Genomic DNA, 1,073 nt, shown 5'->3' on the forward strand with positions numbered 1-1,073 from the left:
GGGTACAGTGGGTGGGCCTCGGCGAGCTTGAGAACTCGCTCCTTAAGCTCAGGCAGAACAGCAGAATTACCATCAGCACCAGCAATCAACGCCTGCGCAATAATCTCCGCAACCTCAACAAACGCAGCCTCAGAAAAACCACGAGTCGCCAACGCAGGAGTACCAATACGCAAACCAGAAGTCACCATCGGCGGACGAGGATCAAACGGCACCGAGTTACGATTCACCGTAATCTCCACCTGAGCCAACAAATCCTCACCCTGCTGACCATCCAACTCACTATTACGCAAGTCAACAAGCACCAAATGAACATCAGTACCACCAGTCAAAACACTGATGCCCTTGGCAACAACATCTTCCTGAGTCAAACGCTCAGCCAAAATCCGCGCACCAGCCAACGTCCGCTGCTGACGCTCCTTGAACTCCGCCGATGCAGCAATCTTGAACGCCACCGCCTTACCAGCAATCACATGCTCCAACGGACCACCCTGCTGACCAGGGAACACCGCCGAATTCAACTTCTTCGCAATCTCCGCATCATTCGACAAAATAATGCCACCACGAGGACCAGCAAGAGTCTTATGGGTCGTGGAAGTCACTACGTGAGCGTGCGGAACCGGAGAAGGATGCAACCCTGCAGCGACCAAGCCAGCAAAATGCGCCATATCAACGAACAAGTACGCGCCAACCTTGTCAGCGATCTCACGGAAACGCTTGAAGTCCAGCTGGCGTGGATACGCCGACCAGCCTGCAACAATCATCTTCGGCTGGTTTTCAACGGCAAGGCGCTCCACCTCATCCATGTCCACCTCGTAAGTCTGCTCATTCACACCGTACGGAACGATGTTAAACAGACGGCCCGAGAAGTTCAGCTTCATTCCATGAGTCAGGTGACCACCATGGTTCAGATTCAAACCGAGCACGGTATCACCTGGACGCACCAACGCGTGATACACCGACGCATTCGCCTGGGCACCAGAATGCGGCTGCACGTTAGCGAACTTCGCCCCGAACAAGTCCTTCAGACGCTCAATAGCCAACGTCTCAATCACGTCGACTTCCTCACAGCCACC

General features: G+C 54.2%; 1 protein-coding gene. It reads right to left on the minus strand.

Going from position 1 to position 1,073, the window contains the following annotated elements; genetic code table 11:
* On the minus strand, positions 1–1,073 hold a 1,073-nt coding region (gene glyA / locus VJ369_RS16370; protein ID WP_324093101.1), incomplete at both ends, for a serine hydroxymethyltransferase.

The sequence above is a fragment of the Glutamicibacter sp. genome (assembly GCF_035257265.1).
In the GTDB taxonomy this organism is placed as follows: domain Bacteria; phylum Actinomycetota; class Actinomycetes; order Actinomycetales; family Micrococcaceae; genus Glutamicibacter.